Here is a 13948-nt window from a genome sequence, read left to right on the forward strand (position 1 = left end):
TCAACCTACGGAACCTTGTCGACCACGAGAAACCCTTCACGACCGTCCGCCAGGCTGTCGAGGAACGGCCGGCCAGCGTGCTTCAGGTATGCAACTGATGAATTCGCCTTGGATATGGAGAGCGGTTCGAGGCGATTGGGAAGTCTCCTGCGAATGAAGTGCTGGTAGATAAGAACGGGCCAAATAAGCCAAGAGAGCATCTGCCCCGGTAGCTCCTCGATCCAGGGCTGCTGGCCAGGGAAGACATACCCATACAGCTGAACGACGCCGCAGACACCAAGGATTGCCCACATCGCATACACAAACGCGATTTCCTGACGATCTATTCTCCGCTTGTGATCTTCACAGATAGCCCACCGAACTCTTGCTCCTTGCAATCCGCGCCATGAAAACCACCAATACCCGCCTGAGGTAATTACCCTTGTCGCCGGCTGATTACAGTAAACACACCGGAGAGGAAGCGTGCATTTGGGTGGCGTCACCAGCAGCCGGTCGTCCTTCAGGTCGTCAACGTCGGCCAGCTCGGGCGGCTGCTCCTCTGCCTGGGGCGACGCGTACGGGTTGGGGTCTGCCGAAGAACGCATTGCCTCACTGTAACAAGTAGCCGGCGAGCCACGCCTTGCCAGCGGCCAGCGTGCGCGGATCGTCGTGGAGAAGCGGCGGCTATCGCTTCCCGTAATTCGTTGTGCGAGCGGATATCTGGGGCCAACCGGTGGGGCTACCGGCGGGGCGTGGCTCGCCGGTTATTGGTCCTAAACCCCGGGGGAAATGGCTCCCGATAGTCGAATCCGGCCCCGCCAAGTAAACTGTAGGTTTCTCACCCTCCCGCTGAACCCGCTCCCCTCCCCTGCAATGCTACGCTACTGGACCGCCGGCGAATCCCACGGGCAGACGCTCATCGCGTTGGTCGACGGCTTCCCGGCCGGCGTCACGATCGACCCCGAGCCGATCAACAACGAGCTTCGCCGCCGCCAGGGCGGCTACGGCCGCGGCGGGCGGCAGCGGATTGAGACCGACCAGGTGCAGGTCCGCACCGGCATCTGGAAGGGCCAGTCGCTCGGCTCGCCGATCGTGCTGGAGGTGCCCAACCGCGACTACAAGCTGGAGCGGCTCGACGACCTGCCCCGCCCCCGGCCCGGGCACGCCGACCTGACCGGCAGCATCAAGCACCTGGGCGGCATCCGGCCGATCCTGGAGCGTTCCAGCGCCCGCGAGACCGCGGTCCGCGTCGCCGCCGGCGGCCTGGCGAAGCAGCTGCTCAGCGCGTTCAACATCGAGGTGATCGGCTATGTGGTGGAGCTGGGCGGCGAGAAGATCGCCCCGGTCGCCGGTCCGATCGACGAGCTCCGCAAGCTCCGCGAGTCGAGCATCATCTACTCGCTCAACCCGGAGCAGGACGCCGATATCAAGGCGCTGATCGACCGCACCCGCAAGGCCGGCGACACGCTGGGCGGCGTGATGGAGGTCCGCGTTGAGGGGCTGCCGTTCGGCCTGGGCACCCACGCGCAGTGGGACCGCAAGCTCGACGGCCGGCTGGCGCAGGCGGTGATGGCGGTGCAAGCAATCAAGGGCGTGGAGATCGGCATGGGCTTCGAGGCCGCCCGCCTGCCCGGCTCCGAGGTGCACGACCCGATCGAATTCGACCCCGCGCAGCGCGACTCGCCTAATCTTGGCTTCACCCGGCCGCGGAACAACGCCGGCGGGCTCGAAGGCGGCATGACCAACGGCCAGCCGTTGGTGGTCCGCGCCGCCAAGAAGCCCATCAGCACGCTCGCCAAGCCGCTGGGCAGCGTGAATCTTGAGACAAAAGAGCCGCAGGAAGCAAGTTACGAGCGATCGGACGTCTGCGCGGTGTCGGCTGCTAGCGTCATCATCGAGAACGTGGTTGCGTTCGAGATTGCTGTCGCGTTGGTCGATAAATTTGGAGGCGACAGCCTCCGCGAGATGCAGGCCCGCTACGACCTCTTCCTCCAGATGGCCCGAGAGCAGTAGCCCCGGGGGAAGGCGGTCCGTCGGCGTCCCGCGATCCACCGACCTCCGACTCCGGGCCGGCGCCCACCGGCCCCGCTGCTTTGCTCCATCAAACGACCCAACGCCGGCTCTGCCGGGCGCTGTTCCTGCTGGCTTGCCTGCTGCCAACCGCGGGCGTGGTCGGCGCGATCGCCTGGCGGATGCGGCCCGACTACTCCCAGACGCAGCTGGCGGGCGTCGCCCGCGGGCTGGGCGTGCGGATCGAGTGCGGCCGCTGCGCAACGCCGCGGCCGGGCGAGCGCAGCTTCGCCAACCTGCGGGTCCTCCACCCCGAGACCGGCGCGCTGGTCGCCACGCTCGACGCGCTGCGGGTCGCGGAGGGCGCCGACGGGCTGGTGGGTCAGGCCGGCGTGCTGCGGATCGAAGAGGGCCGGCTGAACACGGCCGGCGAGCTGCTCTGCGAGTCGCTCCGCGTGGTCGGCGCACGGATCGCCTCGATCGAATTCGCCGAGGTCCGCTGCGGCGACGAACTGCTGGCCGCCGCCGCGCGGCTGTCGGCCGAGTCGCCCAGCCCCGACTGCCGCGTGTGGACGCTCGCCGAGTCGGCCCCCGCCGGGCGCAGCCTGCGTCTGGTCCGCAACCGGCAGGTCGACCCGCCGGCGACCCGGCTCACGCTGCAGACCGGCGAGCGGCCGATCGCGTGGTCGAAGCTGGCGTCGCTGACGCCGCTGCCGGCCGACCTCGGCGCCGCCGCCAAGGTCGCCGGGGAAGTAACGCTCGAACTCGAGTCACGCGCCGGACGCGTGAAGGGCGAGCTGCGGGGCGTGGACCTCCGCACGCTCACCCCCGCCGAGGCCGGCGTCCGCACGCACCTGCCGGCGGAGCTCGCCGCGGCCAATGTCGCCTGGCGCGATGCGCGGCTCACGAGCCTCGACGTGTCGATCCGCGCCGGCGCAGGCGAGGCCTCCTGGTGGTTCGCCGACCACGCCCGCTGGCAGACCAAGTGCCTGCTCGCAGGCCCCATGCTCGAGGCGTTTGTCGCCGCGGGGAAGCAGGGAGCGTACCCGGGCGAGACCGTGGCGTTCGACCAGCTCGCCTTCCGGCTACAGCTCGACGGCGCCGGCTGCCGCGTGACCGGGCTGCTCCCGCCCGCCGGCGAACCGGCGGGGCCGGCCTTGATGCTCCGCGGCGGCGAGCCGATGCTGACCGCCGCGGGCGACAAGCCCGTGCCGCTCGACGCGCTGCTGCCGCTGGTCAAGACGCCCGACGCCGCCACCCCGTACGCCTGCCCACGGGCGGTCGCGCTGCTCGAGAAGCTGCCCAAGCAAGAACCAGCACTGCGCAGGTAGCGTCCGGCTCCGCGCGGGGCTGCGGGCGTGCTCGCCAAGCCGCTCCTGCTTGCAAGGCAGGAGCGACTACCGACCGAACCCTCCCAACCGCCGCGGGGAATCGAACGTGAAGCTCGACGCGGCCGCCTTCCGCCGCTACTGGAACGAGACGCGCCGGCCGCTGGTCTGCCTGATGTTCGTGCTGCCCCTCTTGGTGCTGTATGAGGCCGGCGTGTGGGCCTTCCCCGACGCGCCGCGCAACGGGGCCGATGTGTGGATGCGGGGCTGGCTGGGCGTGCTGGGCCTGGGCAGCGGCCTGGTGCTGCCGGTGGTGATTGTGGGCGTGCTGCTGGCGTGGCACCACGGGTCGCGCCAGCCCTGGAAGGTCCCGCGCGGCGTGCTGCTGGGGATGCTCGGCGAGTCGATCCTGATCGGCATGGCGCTGCGGCTGCTCGGTTCGGCGTTCGCGCCGCTGCTGTCCGCCGCCGCGCCGGGCGACAAGCACCGCATCGCGCTGGCGGTCGAACCCGCGCAACGGCTGATGCAGCAGGTGATCGAGTACGTCGGCGCGGGCATCTACGAAGAGACCCTCTTTCGTCTGCTGCTCCTGCCGGCGCTGATCGCGATGTTCGCGTACACGCTGCCCCGGCCGCGCGCCATCCTGTTGGCGGTCGTAGTGTCGAGCCTGATGTTCGCCGGCGCGCACCACCTGGGCGCGCACGGCGAGGCGTTCCGTCTGTCGGTGTTCCTGTTCCGCACGGTCGCCGGGATGTTGTTCGCGGCGATCTTCTTGTACCGCGGCTTCGGCGTCGCGACCGGCGCGCACGCGGTGTACGACATCGTCACCGGCGTGGTCGCGTGGTAGACGCGTAGCGCGGCGCGGAGCAGAAAACAATCCCCTCCGAATAGGGGCGCCGGCGCCGCCGCGCGGCCCCCACAATCCAGTTGTTGTCAAGGGGAAAGAACGATCCCAGGAAACATTCTCAATCGACCTTTGTTCGCTCTGCGCGGCGCGAGTATAATTGACTCATCGACGCGGTTGTCGCGGCGAACGCCCCCAGGCGATGCTGGCGGAAGAGGACGGACACGTGCTATCAACACGGCCAAAGATTGCAGAGCTGGTCTTCCAACTGTACGGGAGGACTCTGCACCCAGAACTCTTCCACGCCTACAAGCGACGCACCATCGTCCGCGGTGACGCCGAGCACGGCGGCTACGAGGCCACGGTCGCTATCACCAGCGCCGGGCACGCCATCGAGTGGCGGCACGACGGGCTGATCCTGACCGAGGTCGCGACCTCCGCGCAGGACCTGCTGCCCGAGCGCCGGCGGCTGATGTCGCACTCGCTCCGCGGCCAGCAGAACGACCAGGTCGAGTGCCGCGGCGGCGTGACCTACAAAGTCGACTTCTCGCTCGACTCGGTCGACGCCAAGACCTTCTACACGTTCCAGGACGAGATCAAGCTGGCCGGCGCCAAAGAGGGCATGCTGCACCAGTTCGACTCCAGCGGCCGCTTCGGCCTGGGCGCCCTGAGCTACGTCAACGTGCAGTCACGCGACCGCTCGATGCTGGTGCAGGCGCTGCACACCTTCCCGGACGACTACGCCATCGTCAAGACGCAGTCGGTCTTCAAGTTGCCGTAGCAAGCTCTCCCGTAGGCCGGAACAAGCGCCAGCGCAGTTCCGGCGTATTCCGTCCGACAATGCCGGAACCGGGCTGCGTTTGTTCCGGCCTACGCGGTCGCTCACACCGCCGTGATGCGGCCCGAGCGTGGGTCGTAGATCGGCGCCAACGCCGCGGCGTCGCGGCGGGCGCACAGCGCCAGGTCGGTCTCGAAGCCGAGCTTGATCAGCGTCTTGCCGTGCGGAGTGTCGCGCAGCTCGACCGCCAGCTGCTCGTCCGCGGTGCGGTCGGCCGAGCGGGCGGTGGTGAGCAGCTCCTGCCACTCGCCGCGGGCGGACTCGGCGGCGTCGTTCAGGCGCCGCGCGGGGCGGTCGTTGTTGGTCAGCTCGTAGGCGATCGCCCCGGCCGCCAGGATGTCCTCCCGCGACACGTGCCCGTTGGTTCCCGCGCACAACAGGTGCACGTCGACGTCGTGCGACAGCGACTCGGTCAGCGCCGACAGGTTCGCCAGGCAGCCGACCGCCACCTTGGCGGCCAGCCGCGCGTGGTGCAGCGCCCGGGTGCCGTTGCTGGTGGTGAACAGGATCTGCTTGCCGAACACCACCTCGGGGGTATAGTCCCTCGGCGAGTTGCCCAGGTCGAAGCCCTCGATCAGCTCGCCGCCACGCTCCCCCCCCAGCAGCAGGCCGGCCCGGTCGCGGCCGTCGGCCGCGCGGAGCAGGTCGTCCACCTCGACGAACGGGGTCACCTCGCGGGCCCCGGCCGCCAGGGCGTGGCAGATGGTGGTGGACGCCCGCAGCAGGTCGATCACCACGACCGTGCCGCCGACAAAATCGTGCTCCGCGACGAACTGGGGCAGGTAGTGGACCGACAAATCCGGGAGCGAGGTCATACGATAGGTTCCGATCCTTGCAGACATGCCCGCCGGCGCGGCCGATCCGCGGGTCCGCCCCCGGGCCGCCGGTTGCACAACCGCCCGCTGTGCGGGTCTATTGAAGCAGCATAACGCATTCCCCCTGACCGTGCCCGGAAACCAACCGCCATGCCCCCAGCCGTCGCCACGGGCGACGGCGTCGACAAGTCGAACGACCGCGTGCAGCGGATGTTCGGCGAGATCGCGCCGCGTTACGACCTGCTGAACCACCTGCTCTCGCTCAACATCGACCGCTACTGGCGGCGGCGAACCGTGCGCCTCGTGCCGCCCAGCGGCGACGCGCCGATCCTCGACCTGTGCACCGGCACCGGCGACCTGGCCCTGGCCTACGAACGGGCCGCCAGCGGACGCCTGGCGATCACCGGGTCCGACTTCTGCCCCGAGATGCTGACCATCGCCCGCAAGAAGGGCGAGGCCGCCGGCGTGAACGACCACGTCAGCTGGGTGGAGGCCGACGCCCAGGCGCTGCCGTTCGAGTCGGACGCGTACCAGATTGTCAGCGTGGCGTTCGGGCTGCGGAACGTGGCGGACACCGACCAGGGCCTCCGCGAGATGGCCCGCGTCTGCCGCCCCGGCGGCAAGGTGGCCGTGCTGGAGTTCACCACCCCCCGCCGGCAGCCGCTCCGCGGGCTGTACGGCTGGTACTTCCGCAACGTGCTGCCCCGCATCGGCCAGGCGCTGGCCCGCAACAACAGCGCCGCATACGAGTACCTGCCGCAGAGCGTGGGCCAGTTCTACGAGTACGAGCAGCTCACCGAGCGGATGGAGGCCGCCGGCCTCCGCGACGTGAAGTTCCACCCGATGACCTTCGGCGTCGCCACGCTGTACGTCGGAACCAAGTAATGCTGGCCGTTGGGTCAGTTCTCTCCTATTCAACCTCAACCTTCTTGCGGCTCCGAGAGCTGACGCTCTCGGCTCTTTGGCGTTGAGCTTATGACTGATCAAGCCCCGATCATCCTTGGCGTCACCGGCGCGAGCGGCGCGGTGTACGCCGTGCGGCTGCTGGAGGTGCTGCTGGCCACCGGGCGGGACGTGCACCTGGCGGTCAGCCCGTCGGGAGCGGCGGTGGTGAAGCAGGAGCTGGGGTTCACGCTCGACCTCAACCACCTGACCGCCGCCGACCTGTCGCCCGACCGCACGCCGCTGCTGGCCGGCCGCGCGGCGATTGCCGGCGCGGCGCCCACGCCGGGCGAGCTGCACTGCCACAGCTACCACGACTTCATGGCGCCGATCGCCAGCGGCTCGTTCCTGACCGGCGGCATGGCGGTCTGTCCCTGCAGCGGCACCACGCTCAGCGCGATCGCGGCGGGCTCGGCCGGCAACCTGATCCAGCGCGCCGCCGAGGTGCAGCTGAAGGAACGCCGCCAGCTGGTGCTTGTGCCCCGCGAGGCGCCGATCTCGCTCACCCACATCGACAACATGCGCCGCGCGGCAGAAGCCGGCGCCGTGATCCTGCCCGCCGCCCCTGGCTGGTACCACGGCGTCCAGAACCTGTGCGACCTGGTCGACTTCGTCGTGGCGCGGATCTGCGACCAGCTCGGCGTGCACAACGCGCTGATGAAACGGTGGGGTGAGGATTAGCCAACACAGCCCCAACGGGGCGCGCTACCACAGCCCAGGGCGCCAGCCCTGGGACCCCGGCCATCAAACACCCAAGCCCCGAAGGGGCGCGCTACTGGTAGCGCGCCCCTTCAGGGCTCAACAACAACCGCCGACCGATCACCCGGGGCGTTGCCCCGGGCTGTAGATAGCATGGCCTTTCAGGCCATAGCCGGATCACCACCCCCGCATGCTGCAAACCACCAAACACCTGCTGTCGCTGATCCGGTTCAGCCACACGATCTTCGCGCTGCCGTTCGCATTGCTGGCTGCGTTGATGGCTTGGCATGTCCGGGCGTTCGAGCCGCCGGTCCCCGCAAGTACGATCGCGGGTCCGCTCCTGGGTGGCGCTGACGGACCGACCGTTCTGTTCACCAAGCGGAGCGTCCCGTTCGACATCCGCTGGCAGGAACTCCTCGGCATCCTGCTCTGCATGGTGTTCGCCCGCTCGGCGGCGATGGCGTTCAACCGGCTGGTGGACCGCAAGATCGACGCGGGCAACCCGCGGACCGCGGGGCGGCACCTGCCGGCTGGGATCCTGAGCGTGGGTCAGGTGACCCTGTTCGCGGTTCTCTGCTCGGCAGGGTTCATCGCCAGCACGCTGCTGTTCCTGCCCAACCGGCTGCCGCTGTACCTGAGCGTGCCGGTGCTGCTGTTTTTGTGCGGGTACAGCTACACGAAGCGGTTTACCTCGCTGGCCCACTTCTGGCTGGGGGCGGCGCTGGCGATGTCGCCCATCGCGGCCTGGATCGCCATCCGCGGGCAGGCGGTGATGGATCACCCGCTCGACCTGCTGCCGGCCGTAGTGCTGGGCGGCGGCGTCCTGACGTGGGTGGCGGGATTCGATATCCTGTATGCGTGCCAGGACTACGAGTTCGACCGGCAGGCGAAGCTCAACAGCGTGCCCACCCGGCTCGGCGTGCCCGGCGCGCTGCGGCTGGCGGCCGCCTGCCACGCGGCGACCGTGGTGCTGCTGGCGCTCTTGCCGCTGGTGTACCCACCGTTCGGCGGCCTGTACTGGCTCGGCATCGCGGCGGCCGCGATCCTGCTGGTCTACGAGCACCGCCTGGTCAGCCCCGACAACCTAGAGAAGGTGAACCTCGCGTTCTTCAACGTGAACGCGGTGATCAGTTTGGGGCTCTTGGTGGTGGGGGCGATTGATTTGATGGTGTAAATGTTGGATGCGGATGAACACCGATGATACCGACCTAGGGAATAGCCCCATGCCCTTTCCAGATCTGTGTTAATCCGTGTTCATCGGTGGCCATTAAAATGAACCACAGATGAACGCAGATAAACACCGATGACTTGCCAACCCAGGGTAGAATCCTAGCTCGTGTTGCTTGCCCGGCCGCAACCCTAGACCACGGCGTCTATGCCCGTTGGCGAAGATTCTAATATGAGTGAGCTCATGTACCACGACTGTCGGTCTGAGTTCGAATGGTTCGGCCACTGGCTCGACATCTACGTCTTCAACACAACCATCAAGGAGTGGAATCAAGTTCTTGCGGCGCTTCGGCAATTCGAGATTCGAAACGAGATAGATTCTAAGCACGCCAATATCCCGCACCCTCTGGACAACGATTTTTTCGGCAGGACATCGCGCGACGCCACCTACTTCCGAGCGTTCGACTACAAAGGTATTCAAGTAAACTGTCACTTCTTCACTGACGAGGAAGTTGAGTTCGACATCGACCCCCGCGAGATCGTGGACCAAGCCGCGCTCGATGATTTGATTGAGCTCTTGCACCTGATCAGCGATGTCACGCAAAAGTCGGTCGTACTTGCACCAGAAAATGCTGAAGGAGTCACGATCGTACGAGTACAGCCAAACTCCAGATGCTGCGATTACAGACCCTGACACCAAGCATTTCACACTGAATCCGCAATCCAAAATCCCCAATCTGCAATTCTTCATGCCCCGCCCTTCCTCCGACATCCTCGCCCCGATCCGTGACAAAGTCGAAGCCGGCGAGCGGCTCACGTTCGACGATGGCCTGTTGCTCGAGTCGCCCGAAGTCCCGCTGCCGGAGCTGGGCGAGCTGGCCAACATTGTCCGCGAGCGGAAGAACGGCAATGCCGGCTACTACAACATCAACACGCACCTCAACGCCACGAACATCTGCGTGTACCGCTGCACGTTCTGCGCGTTCCGCTCCGACCTGCGGGACGCCAAGGGCTACTGGATGCAGGACGAGGAGATCCTCAAGCGGGGCGCCGAGGCGACCGAGAACGGCTGCACCGAGATGCACATCGTCGGCGGCCTGCACCACCAGGCCAAGTACGACTGGTACCGCAAGGTGGTCAGCCTGCTGCACGACAACTACCCCAGCCTGCACCTCAAGGCGTGGACTCCCGTCGAGATCGACTGGTTCGCCCGGCTCACCAAGAAGCCGATCCGCTGGGTGCTGGAAGACCAGAAGGAGGCCGGCCTGGGAAGCCTACCCGGCGGCGGCGCGGAGATCTTCCACCCCGAGATCCGCGGCCAGATCTGCGAGCACAAGGCCGACTCGTCCCGCTGGTTCGAGACCCACCGCGAGGCGCACCGCCTGGGCCTCCGCAGCAACTGCACCATGCTGTACGGGCACATCGAGCAGCCGTACCACCGGATCGACCACCTGATCCGCCTGCGAGACCACCAGGACGCGATGAACGCCGAGGGCCACGCCGGCTTCCAGACCTACATCCCGCTGGCGTTCCACCCAGAGAACAACAAGCTGGGCGAGGAGCGGAAGATCAAGAAGCCGTCGGCGCTGATGGACCTGCGGCAGATGGCCATCGCGCGGCTGATGCTGGACAACATCGACCACATTAAGGCGTACTGGATCATGCTGGGGGTCGGCACGGCGCAGCTGTCGCTGGCCTACGGCGCCGACGACATCGACGGCACCGTGCGGCACGAGCTGATCTACCACGACGCCGGCGCCACCACGCCGGAAGTGATGAGCGTCGAGCAGATCCAGCGGCTGATCCGCGAGGCGGGCCGCGAGCCGATCGAGCGCGACACGCTGTACCGCCGCGTCGACCGCGGCGCGGAGGGCTGGAAGCTGGGCGAGAAGATCGCGGTCAACGCCTAGTCATCGTCATCGTCGTCGTCCCCGCCCAGCGGCAGCCCAGGCAAGAGATCGTCCAGCACGTCGCCTATCGCGTCGCCCAGCCCGCCGGCCAGGTCCGCGGCGACGCTTTTCGTGGCGGCGGCGGCCTTGGCCTTGGCGTCCTTGCCGCTCTTCGCCTCGCGGGTGATGGACACCACCTTGATGACGTCTTCGCCGAGGAAGAACTTGGGCGTCATGTAGAAGTTGTCGGTGGTCAGCGGCACGCAGACGCCGACCGTGATCATGTCGGTTTCGGGATTGATCTCGTCCGGCTTGACGATCACGCGGGCGGAGCGGATGCCCAGCGGCTGCAGCTCGGCGAACGCCGCCTCCTTCACGTCCTTGGCCGTGGCGCCGGAGACAATCCCCTTGCGGGCGCCCTCGGTCGCGCTGATCGCCGCGGTGTGCAGCAGCATGTTGGCGCGGCTGAACTCGATGCCGGCGAACACCAGCATCAGCAGGATCGGCGCGGTGAGCGCGAACTCGACGATCGTGGCGCCACGCCGCCGGACGGCGTAGTGGGCGCGGGGGGGGTAGCGGTGCTTCGGCATGGGTGCGGCGTGGGTCAGTTGGTGATTTGCGAGGCCTGCGCGGCCAGCTCGCGGAACACGGCGATCAGCTCCTCGCGGTTGTCGGCGTGCATGTAGCGGCCGCCGGTCGCGGACGCCACGTCGCGCATCAGCTTCTTGTCGGCGCCAGCGCCGAACGTGACCGTGTACACCTTGATGCCCTCCTCCGCCGCGTCGTCGGCGTAGCTCATGGGGCCGATGCCGGTGTTGTGCAGGCCGTCGGTCATCAGGATGATCATCGGCTCGGCCGTGACGCGGTGGCCGGGGCCGATGGCCGCCTTGATGCCGTGCCGCAGGCCCTCGCCGATGGCGGTCATGCCGCTGGCGTTGAACTTGTCGACCTTCTTGCGGACCTCTGAGTAGTCGGTGGTCAGGCCGAGCTCGGTCTTGGCGCTGCTAGAGTAGCTGGCCAGCGCCACCTGCTCGACGGCGTTGGTGCTCTCCAGCTCCTGCAGGAACACCTCGACCGCGTCCTGCAGGTCGCGGAGCTTCTGCCCCCGCATCGACCCCGACCGGTCGAGCACCAGGCAGACGTCGACGCTCAGGAAGCTGGCGGTCGACACGAAGGTGGGCTCGAAGCTCTTGCCGCCGTAGAGGTTGCTGAAGAACAACGCGACCGAGCCGGTCGGCGACCCCGCGGTGCGGTCGCCGGTCACGCGGACCGCGTTGAGCGGCTCGGCGCCCGGCGTGAAATGGTAGCGGCCCTTGCGGTCCGGCTCGGAGCGGCCGAACTCGATGTCCGAGTCGCGCAGCTCCAGCCCCAGGCCGGCCACCCGGTTGCGGCGGGCGATGCGTTTGGCGGCCCGCTTGGCCTTGCCGACGCTGTCGGTCCGAGACAAGGTGGTTGCCGCCGCGCGGGCGGCGGCGTCGGTCGTGGCGCGGAGCTCGAGCCGGGCGTTCTGCATGTACGCCAGGTCCACCGCGAAGCCGAGGAAGATGACCAGCACCGGCAGCAGGAACGCGATCAGCGGCAGCATCGCGCCGCGGCGGCAGTGGCGGAGGGTGTGGGGCATGGTGGGTCGGTCGGGGGTGACGGGCAAACGGGCGGTCGACTACCGCGAGCAGTCGAAGCGGACCCGCAGCTGATTGGGCGTGCCGAAGAACGCCGGGAACTTGAGGTTGGCGGCGACCGGCGCACGCACCACAAACCGGATCTCCTCGCCAACGGGGAGCACCTCGATCGGCTCGTCCGCGGTGATCGTGCAAGAGCCGCTCTCAACGCCGCGGAGCTCGAGCACCTGCTCCACCCGGCCCTGCACCGTGGAGTCGCTCGCGTCGGGGCGGGCGGCCTCGAGCGAGCCCTCGTACGCGGCGGTCATCAGGCTGTGCTTCAGGTAGATCATGTCGCACGCCTGCATCGAGCCGAACACCAGCAGCACGAGCGCCGGCAGGCAGACCGCCAGCTCGACGGTCGCGGTGCCGCGTCGCGCAGCGGGGGCGTTGTTTCGTCGGTGGTGCGGCATGGCTTAGACCTCCACCAGCTGGTCGTCGGGATCGGCGGCGCGGTGGGCGGCCTCGAACTCACGCAGCCGCGCGACCTCGGCCGACAGCCGGTTGAACTCGGCGGCCAGGTCGTGCCAGTGGTCGTTCTTGCGGAAGGTGACCTTGGGGACCGCCTTGCCGTCGGCCAGCTCGCCCACCAGCCGCTGCAGCCGGACCACGGGCCCAACCAACGAGTGCGAGAAGCGGGCCATGTCGAGCGCCGCCATCGGCGCCGTGGCCAGCAGGGCCACGGCCATCGGCCCCCAGGTCAACGCCCTCACCCGCTCCTGCTGCTCGGCGGGGGCGGTCGGGTCGGCGAACCACTGGAACACCATCGTGAGCACGATCGCGACCAGCGCGGCGCTGAGCCACTTCACGATCATCCGCGCGGCGATCACCTTCTGCACCGGCAGCCGCAGGGCGCCCTTCTGGCGCCGTTCCGGTTGGTCCTCTTGCGGGGCGGTAGTCTGGGTCATGGAGGTTGCGGGGGTTAGCGGCCGAGACCGTCAATAAGCGTTAAGCAAGCCTATCTTGCGAATCCTCAGCCGGCCCCGACACGGGGCCCGCGGCCGGGACGATCCGGGCGTCGGCGCCGCCGGGGTCCGCCTCAAACGGCCTAACCCCGCCAGTCTGTCCGCGGGGCGGCGGGAACTTGCGGGATGCCCCAGCCGTCAAATGGGCTAGATTCACGGTTTCTTGAACCCTCTTGGTCCCCCCCGGCACTACTGCAGTCATGACCGCACTCAGCCAGGCGCCCGACGCCCCGCCCGACACGGAGTCGACCCCGACGCTGGCTGCCCTGGTGCGCGAGCACCAGAGCGGCGTATGGAGGCTGCTGCGGTGCCTGGGCGCCGACGCCGCCGAGGCGGACGACCTGACCCAAGAGACCTTCCTGGCCCTGGCCCGCAGCGGCTTCCGGCACGAGTCCCCGCCGCAGACGGCCGCCTACCTCCGCACCACCGCCCGCAACCAGCTGCTGATGCTCCGCCGCCGCCAGAAGCGGCAGGTCAGCACCGTGGCGATCGACGCCGCCCAGGCGGTGTGGGCCGAGCGGGTCGAGCAGAGCGGCTGGCAGGCGTTCGCCGACGCGCTGCGGGCGTGCACCGAGAAGCTCGAGGGCCGCGCCCGCCAGGCGATCGACCTCGCCTACCAGGACGGCCTCGGCCGCGACCAGATCGCCGACCAGCTCGGCATGAAGGCCGACGGCGTGAAGACGCTGCTCCGCCGCACGCGGACCGTGCTGCGGGAGTGCATCGAGCGCAGCGTGTAACAAACGCGGTGGCATCGACCTATACGACCGACTCCCGCGGCTGTCGCTGCGGGCTCTTGCTGATTTACTTGGAAGCG

Annotated in this window: 16 protein-coding genes; 10 read left to right on the forward strand and 6 right to left on the reverse strand. The window is 68.2% G+C overall.

Going from position 1 to position 13948, the window contains the following annotated elements:
• Positions 1 to 5: 5 nt before the first annotated feature.
• Positions 6 to 584: a hypothetical protein gene (locus KOR34_RS23910; RefSeq protein WP_146568656.1), complete on the reverse strand. Its 579-nt coding sequence runs from the start codon at positions 582 to 584 to the stop codon at positions 6 to 8.
• A gap of 268 nt (positions 585 to 852) precedes the next feature.
• Between KOR34_RS23910 and aroC the strand changes: the two genes are divergently transcribed.
• The 4 genes from aroC (at position 853) to KOR34_RS23930 (ending at position 4942) form a co-directional block, all read left to right on the forward strand.
• The gene (gene aroC, locus KOR34_RS23915) at positions 853 to 1992 is read left to right on the forward strand and encodes a chorismate synthase (RefSeq protein ID WP_146568657.1); all 1140 of its coding nucleotides are present in this window, start codon (positions 853 to 855) and stop codon (positions 1990 to 1992) included.
• 80 nt (positions 1993 to 2072) lie between these two features.
• Positions 2073 to 3320: a hypothetical protein gene (locus KOR34_RS23920; RefSeq protein WP_146568658.1), complete on the forward strand. Its 1248-nt coding sequence runs from the start codon at positions 2073 to 2075 to the stop codon at positions 3318 to 3320.
• Between the two features lie 106 nt (positions 3321 to 3426).
• Positions 3427 to 4164 carry a CPBP family glutamic-type intramembrane protease gene (locus KOR34_RS23925; protein ID WP_146568659.1) on the forward strand — a complete coding sequence of 246 codons (738 nt, stop codon included), beginning with the start codon at positions 3427 to 3429 and terminating at the stop codon, positions 4162 to 4164.
• Positions 4165 to 4321: 157 nt separating this feature from the next.
• Entirely contained in the window at positions 4322 to 4942 is a 621-nt protein-coding gene (locus KOR34_RS23930; protein ID WP_228714754.1) for a DUF2617 family protein, read from the forward strand.
• A gap of 101 nt (positions 4943 to 5043) precedes the next feature.
• Here KOR34_RS23930 and KOR34_RS23935 read toward each other — a convergent pair whose 3' ends face one another.
• Positions 5044 to 5814: a 2-phosphosulfolactate phosphatase gene (locus KOR34_RS23935; RefSeq protein ID WP_197531705.1), complete on the reverse strand. Its 771-nt coding sequence runs from the start codon at positions 5812 to 5814 to the stop codon at positions 5044 to 5046.
• 150 nt (positions 5815 to 5964) lie between these two features.
• Here KOR34_RS23935 and ubiE point away from each other — a divergent pair, with 150 nt between their 5' ends.
• The 5 genes from ubiE (at position 5965) to mqnE (ending at position 10532) form a co-directional block, all read left to right on the forward strand.
• Positions 5965 to 6699 carry a bifunctional demethylmenaquinone methyltransferase/2-methoxy-6-polyprenyl-1,4-benzoquinol methylase UbiE gene (ubiE, locus tag KOR34_RS23940; RefSeq protein ID WP_146568661.1) on the forward strand — a complete coding sequence of 245 codons (735 nt, stop codon included), beginning with the start codon at positions 5965 to 5967 and terminating at the stop codon, positions 6697 to 6699.
• Between the two features lie 90 nt (positions 6700 to 6789).
• Positions 6790 to 7437, forward strand: coding sequence for a flavin prenyltransferase UbiX (locus KOR34_RS23945; protein ID WP_146568662.1), 648 nt, complete (start codon positions 6790 to 6792; stop codon positions 7435 to 7437).
• A 208-nt stretch (positions 7438 to 7645) separates the two neighbouring features.
• Positions 7646 to 8629: a 4-hydroxybenzoate octaprenyltransferase gene (locus tag KOR34_RS23950; RefSeq protein ID WP_146568663.1), complete on the forward strand. Its 984-nt coding sequence runs from the start codon at positions 7646 to 7648 to the stop codon at positions 8627 to 8629.
• A gap of 237 nt (positions 8630 to 8866) precedes the next feature.
• Positions 8867 to 9316: a hypothetical protein gene (locus tag KOR34_RS23955; RefSeq protein WP_146568664.1), complete on the forward strand. Its 450-nt coding sequence runs from the start codon at positions 8867 to 8869 to the stop codon at positions 9314 to 9316.
• 55 nt (positions 9317 to 9371) lie between these two features.
• Positions 9372 to 10532, forward strand: coding sequence for an aminofutalosine synthase MqnE (mqnE, locus tag KOR34_RS23960; protein WP_146568665.1), 1161 nt, complete (start codon positions 9372 to 9374; stop codon positions 10530 to 10532).
• Here the strand turns inward: mqnE and KOR34_RS23965 are convergent.
• Genes KOR34_RS23965 through KOR34_RS23980 form a run of 4 tightly spaced genes read right to left on the reverse strand, consistent with a single transcriptional unit; the run spans position 10529 to position 13077 of the window.
• Positions 10529 to 11101 (reverse strand): TadE/TadG family type IV pilus assembly protein, encoded by a 573-nt coding sequence (locus KOR34_RS23965; protein ID WP_146568666.1) that lies wholly within the window; start codon positions 11099 to 11101, stop codon positions 10529 to 10531. The two genes, mqnE and KOR34_RS23965, sit on opposite strands and share 4 nt — an antisense overlap.
• 14 nt (positions 11102 to 11115) lie before the next feature.
• Positions 11116 to 12132 (reverse strand): VWA domain-containing protein, encoded by a 1017-nt coding sequence (locus tag KOR34_RS23970; protein ID WP_146568667.1) that lies wholly within the window; start codon positions 12130 to 12132, stop codon positions 11116 to 11118.
• Positions 12133 to 12171: 39 nt separating this feature from the next.
• Positions 12172 to 12582, reverse strand: a complete 411-nt coding sequence (locus KOR34_RS23975; protein WP_146568668.1) for a TadE/TadG family type IV pilus assembly protein — start codon at positions 12580 to 12582, stop codon at positions 12172 to 12174.
• A 3-nt stretch (positions 12583 to 12585) separates the two neighbouring features.
• Complete coding sequence (locus tag KOR34_RS23980; RefSeq protein ID WP_146568669.1) at positions 12586 to 13077, reverse strand: hypothetical protein; 492 nt, start codon at positions 13075 to 13077, stop codon at positions 12586 to 12588.
• A 257-nt stretch (positions 13078 to 13334) separates the two neighbouring features.
• Between KOR34_RS23980 and KOR34_RS23985 the strand changes: the two genes are divergently transcribed.
• Positions 13335 to 13871, forward strand: coding sequence for a sigma-70 family RNA polymerase sigma factor (locus tag KOR34_RS23985; RefSeq protein WP_146568670.1), 537 nt, complete (start codon positions 13335 to 13337; stop codon positions 13869 to 13871).
• Positions 13872 to 13948 lie beyond the last annotated feature (77 nt).

It is taken from the genome of Posidoniimonas corsicana, from assembly GCF_007859765.1.
GTDB lineage: Bacteria > Planctomycetota > Planctomycetia > Pirellulales > Lacipirellulaceae > Posidoniimonas > Posidoniimonas corsicana.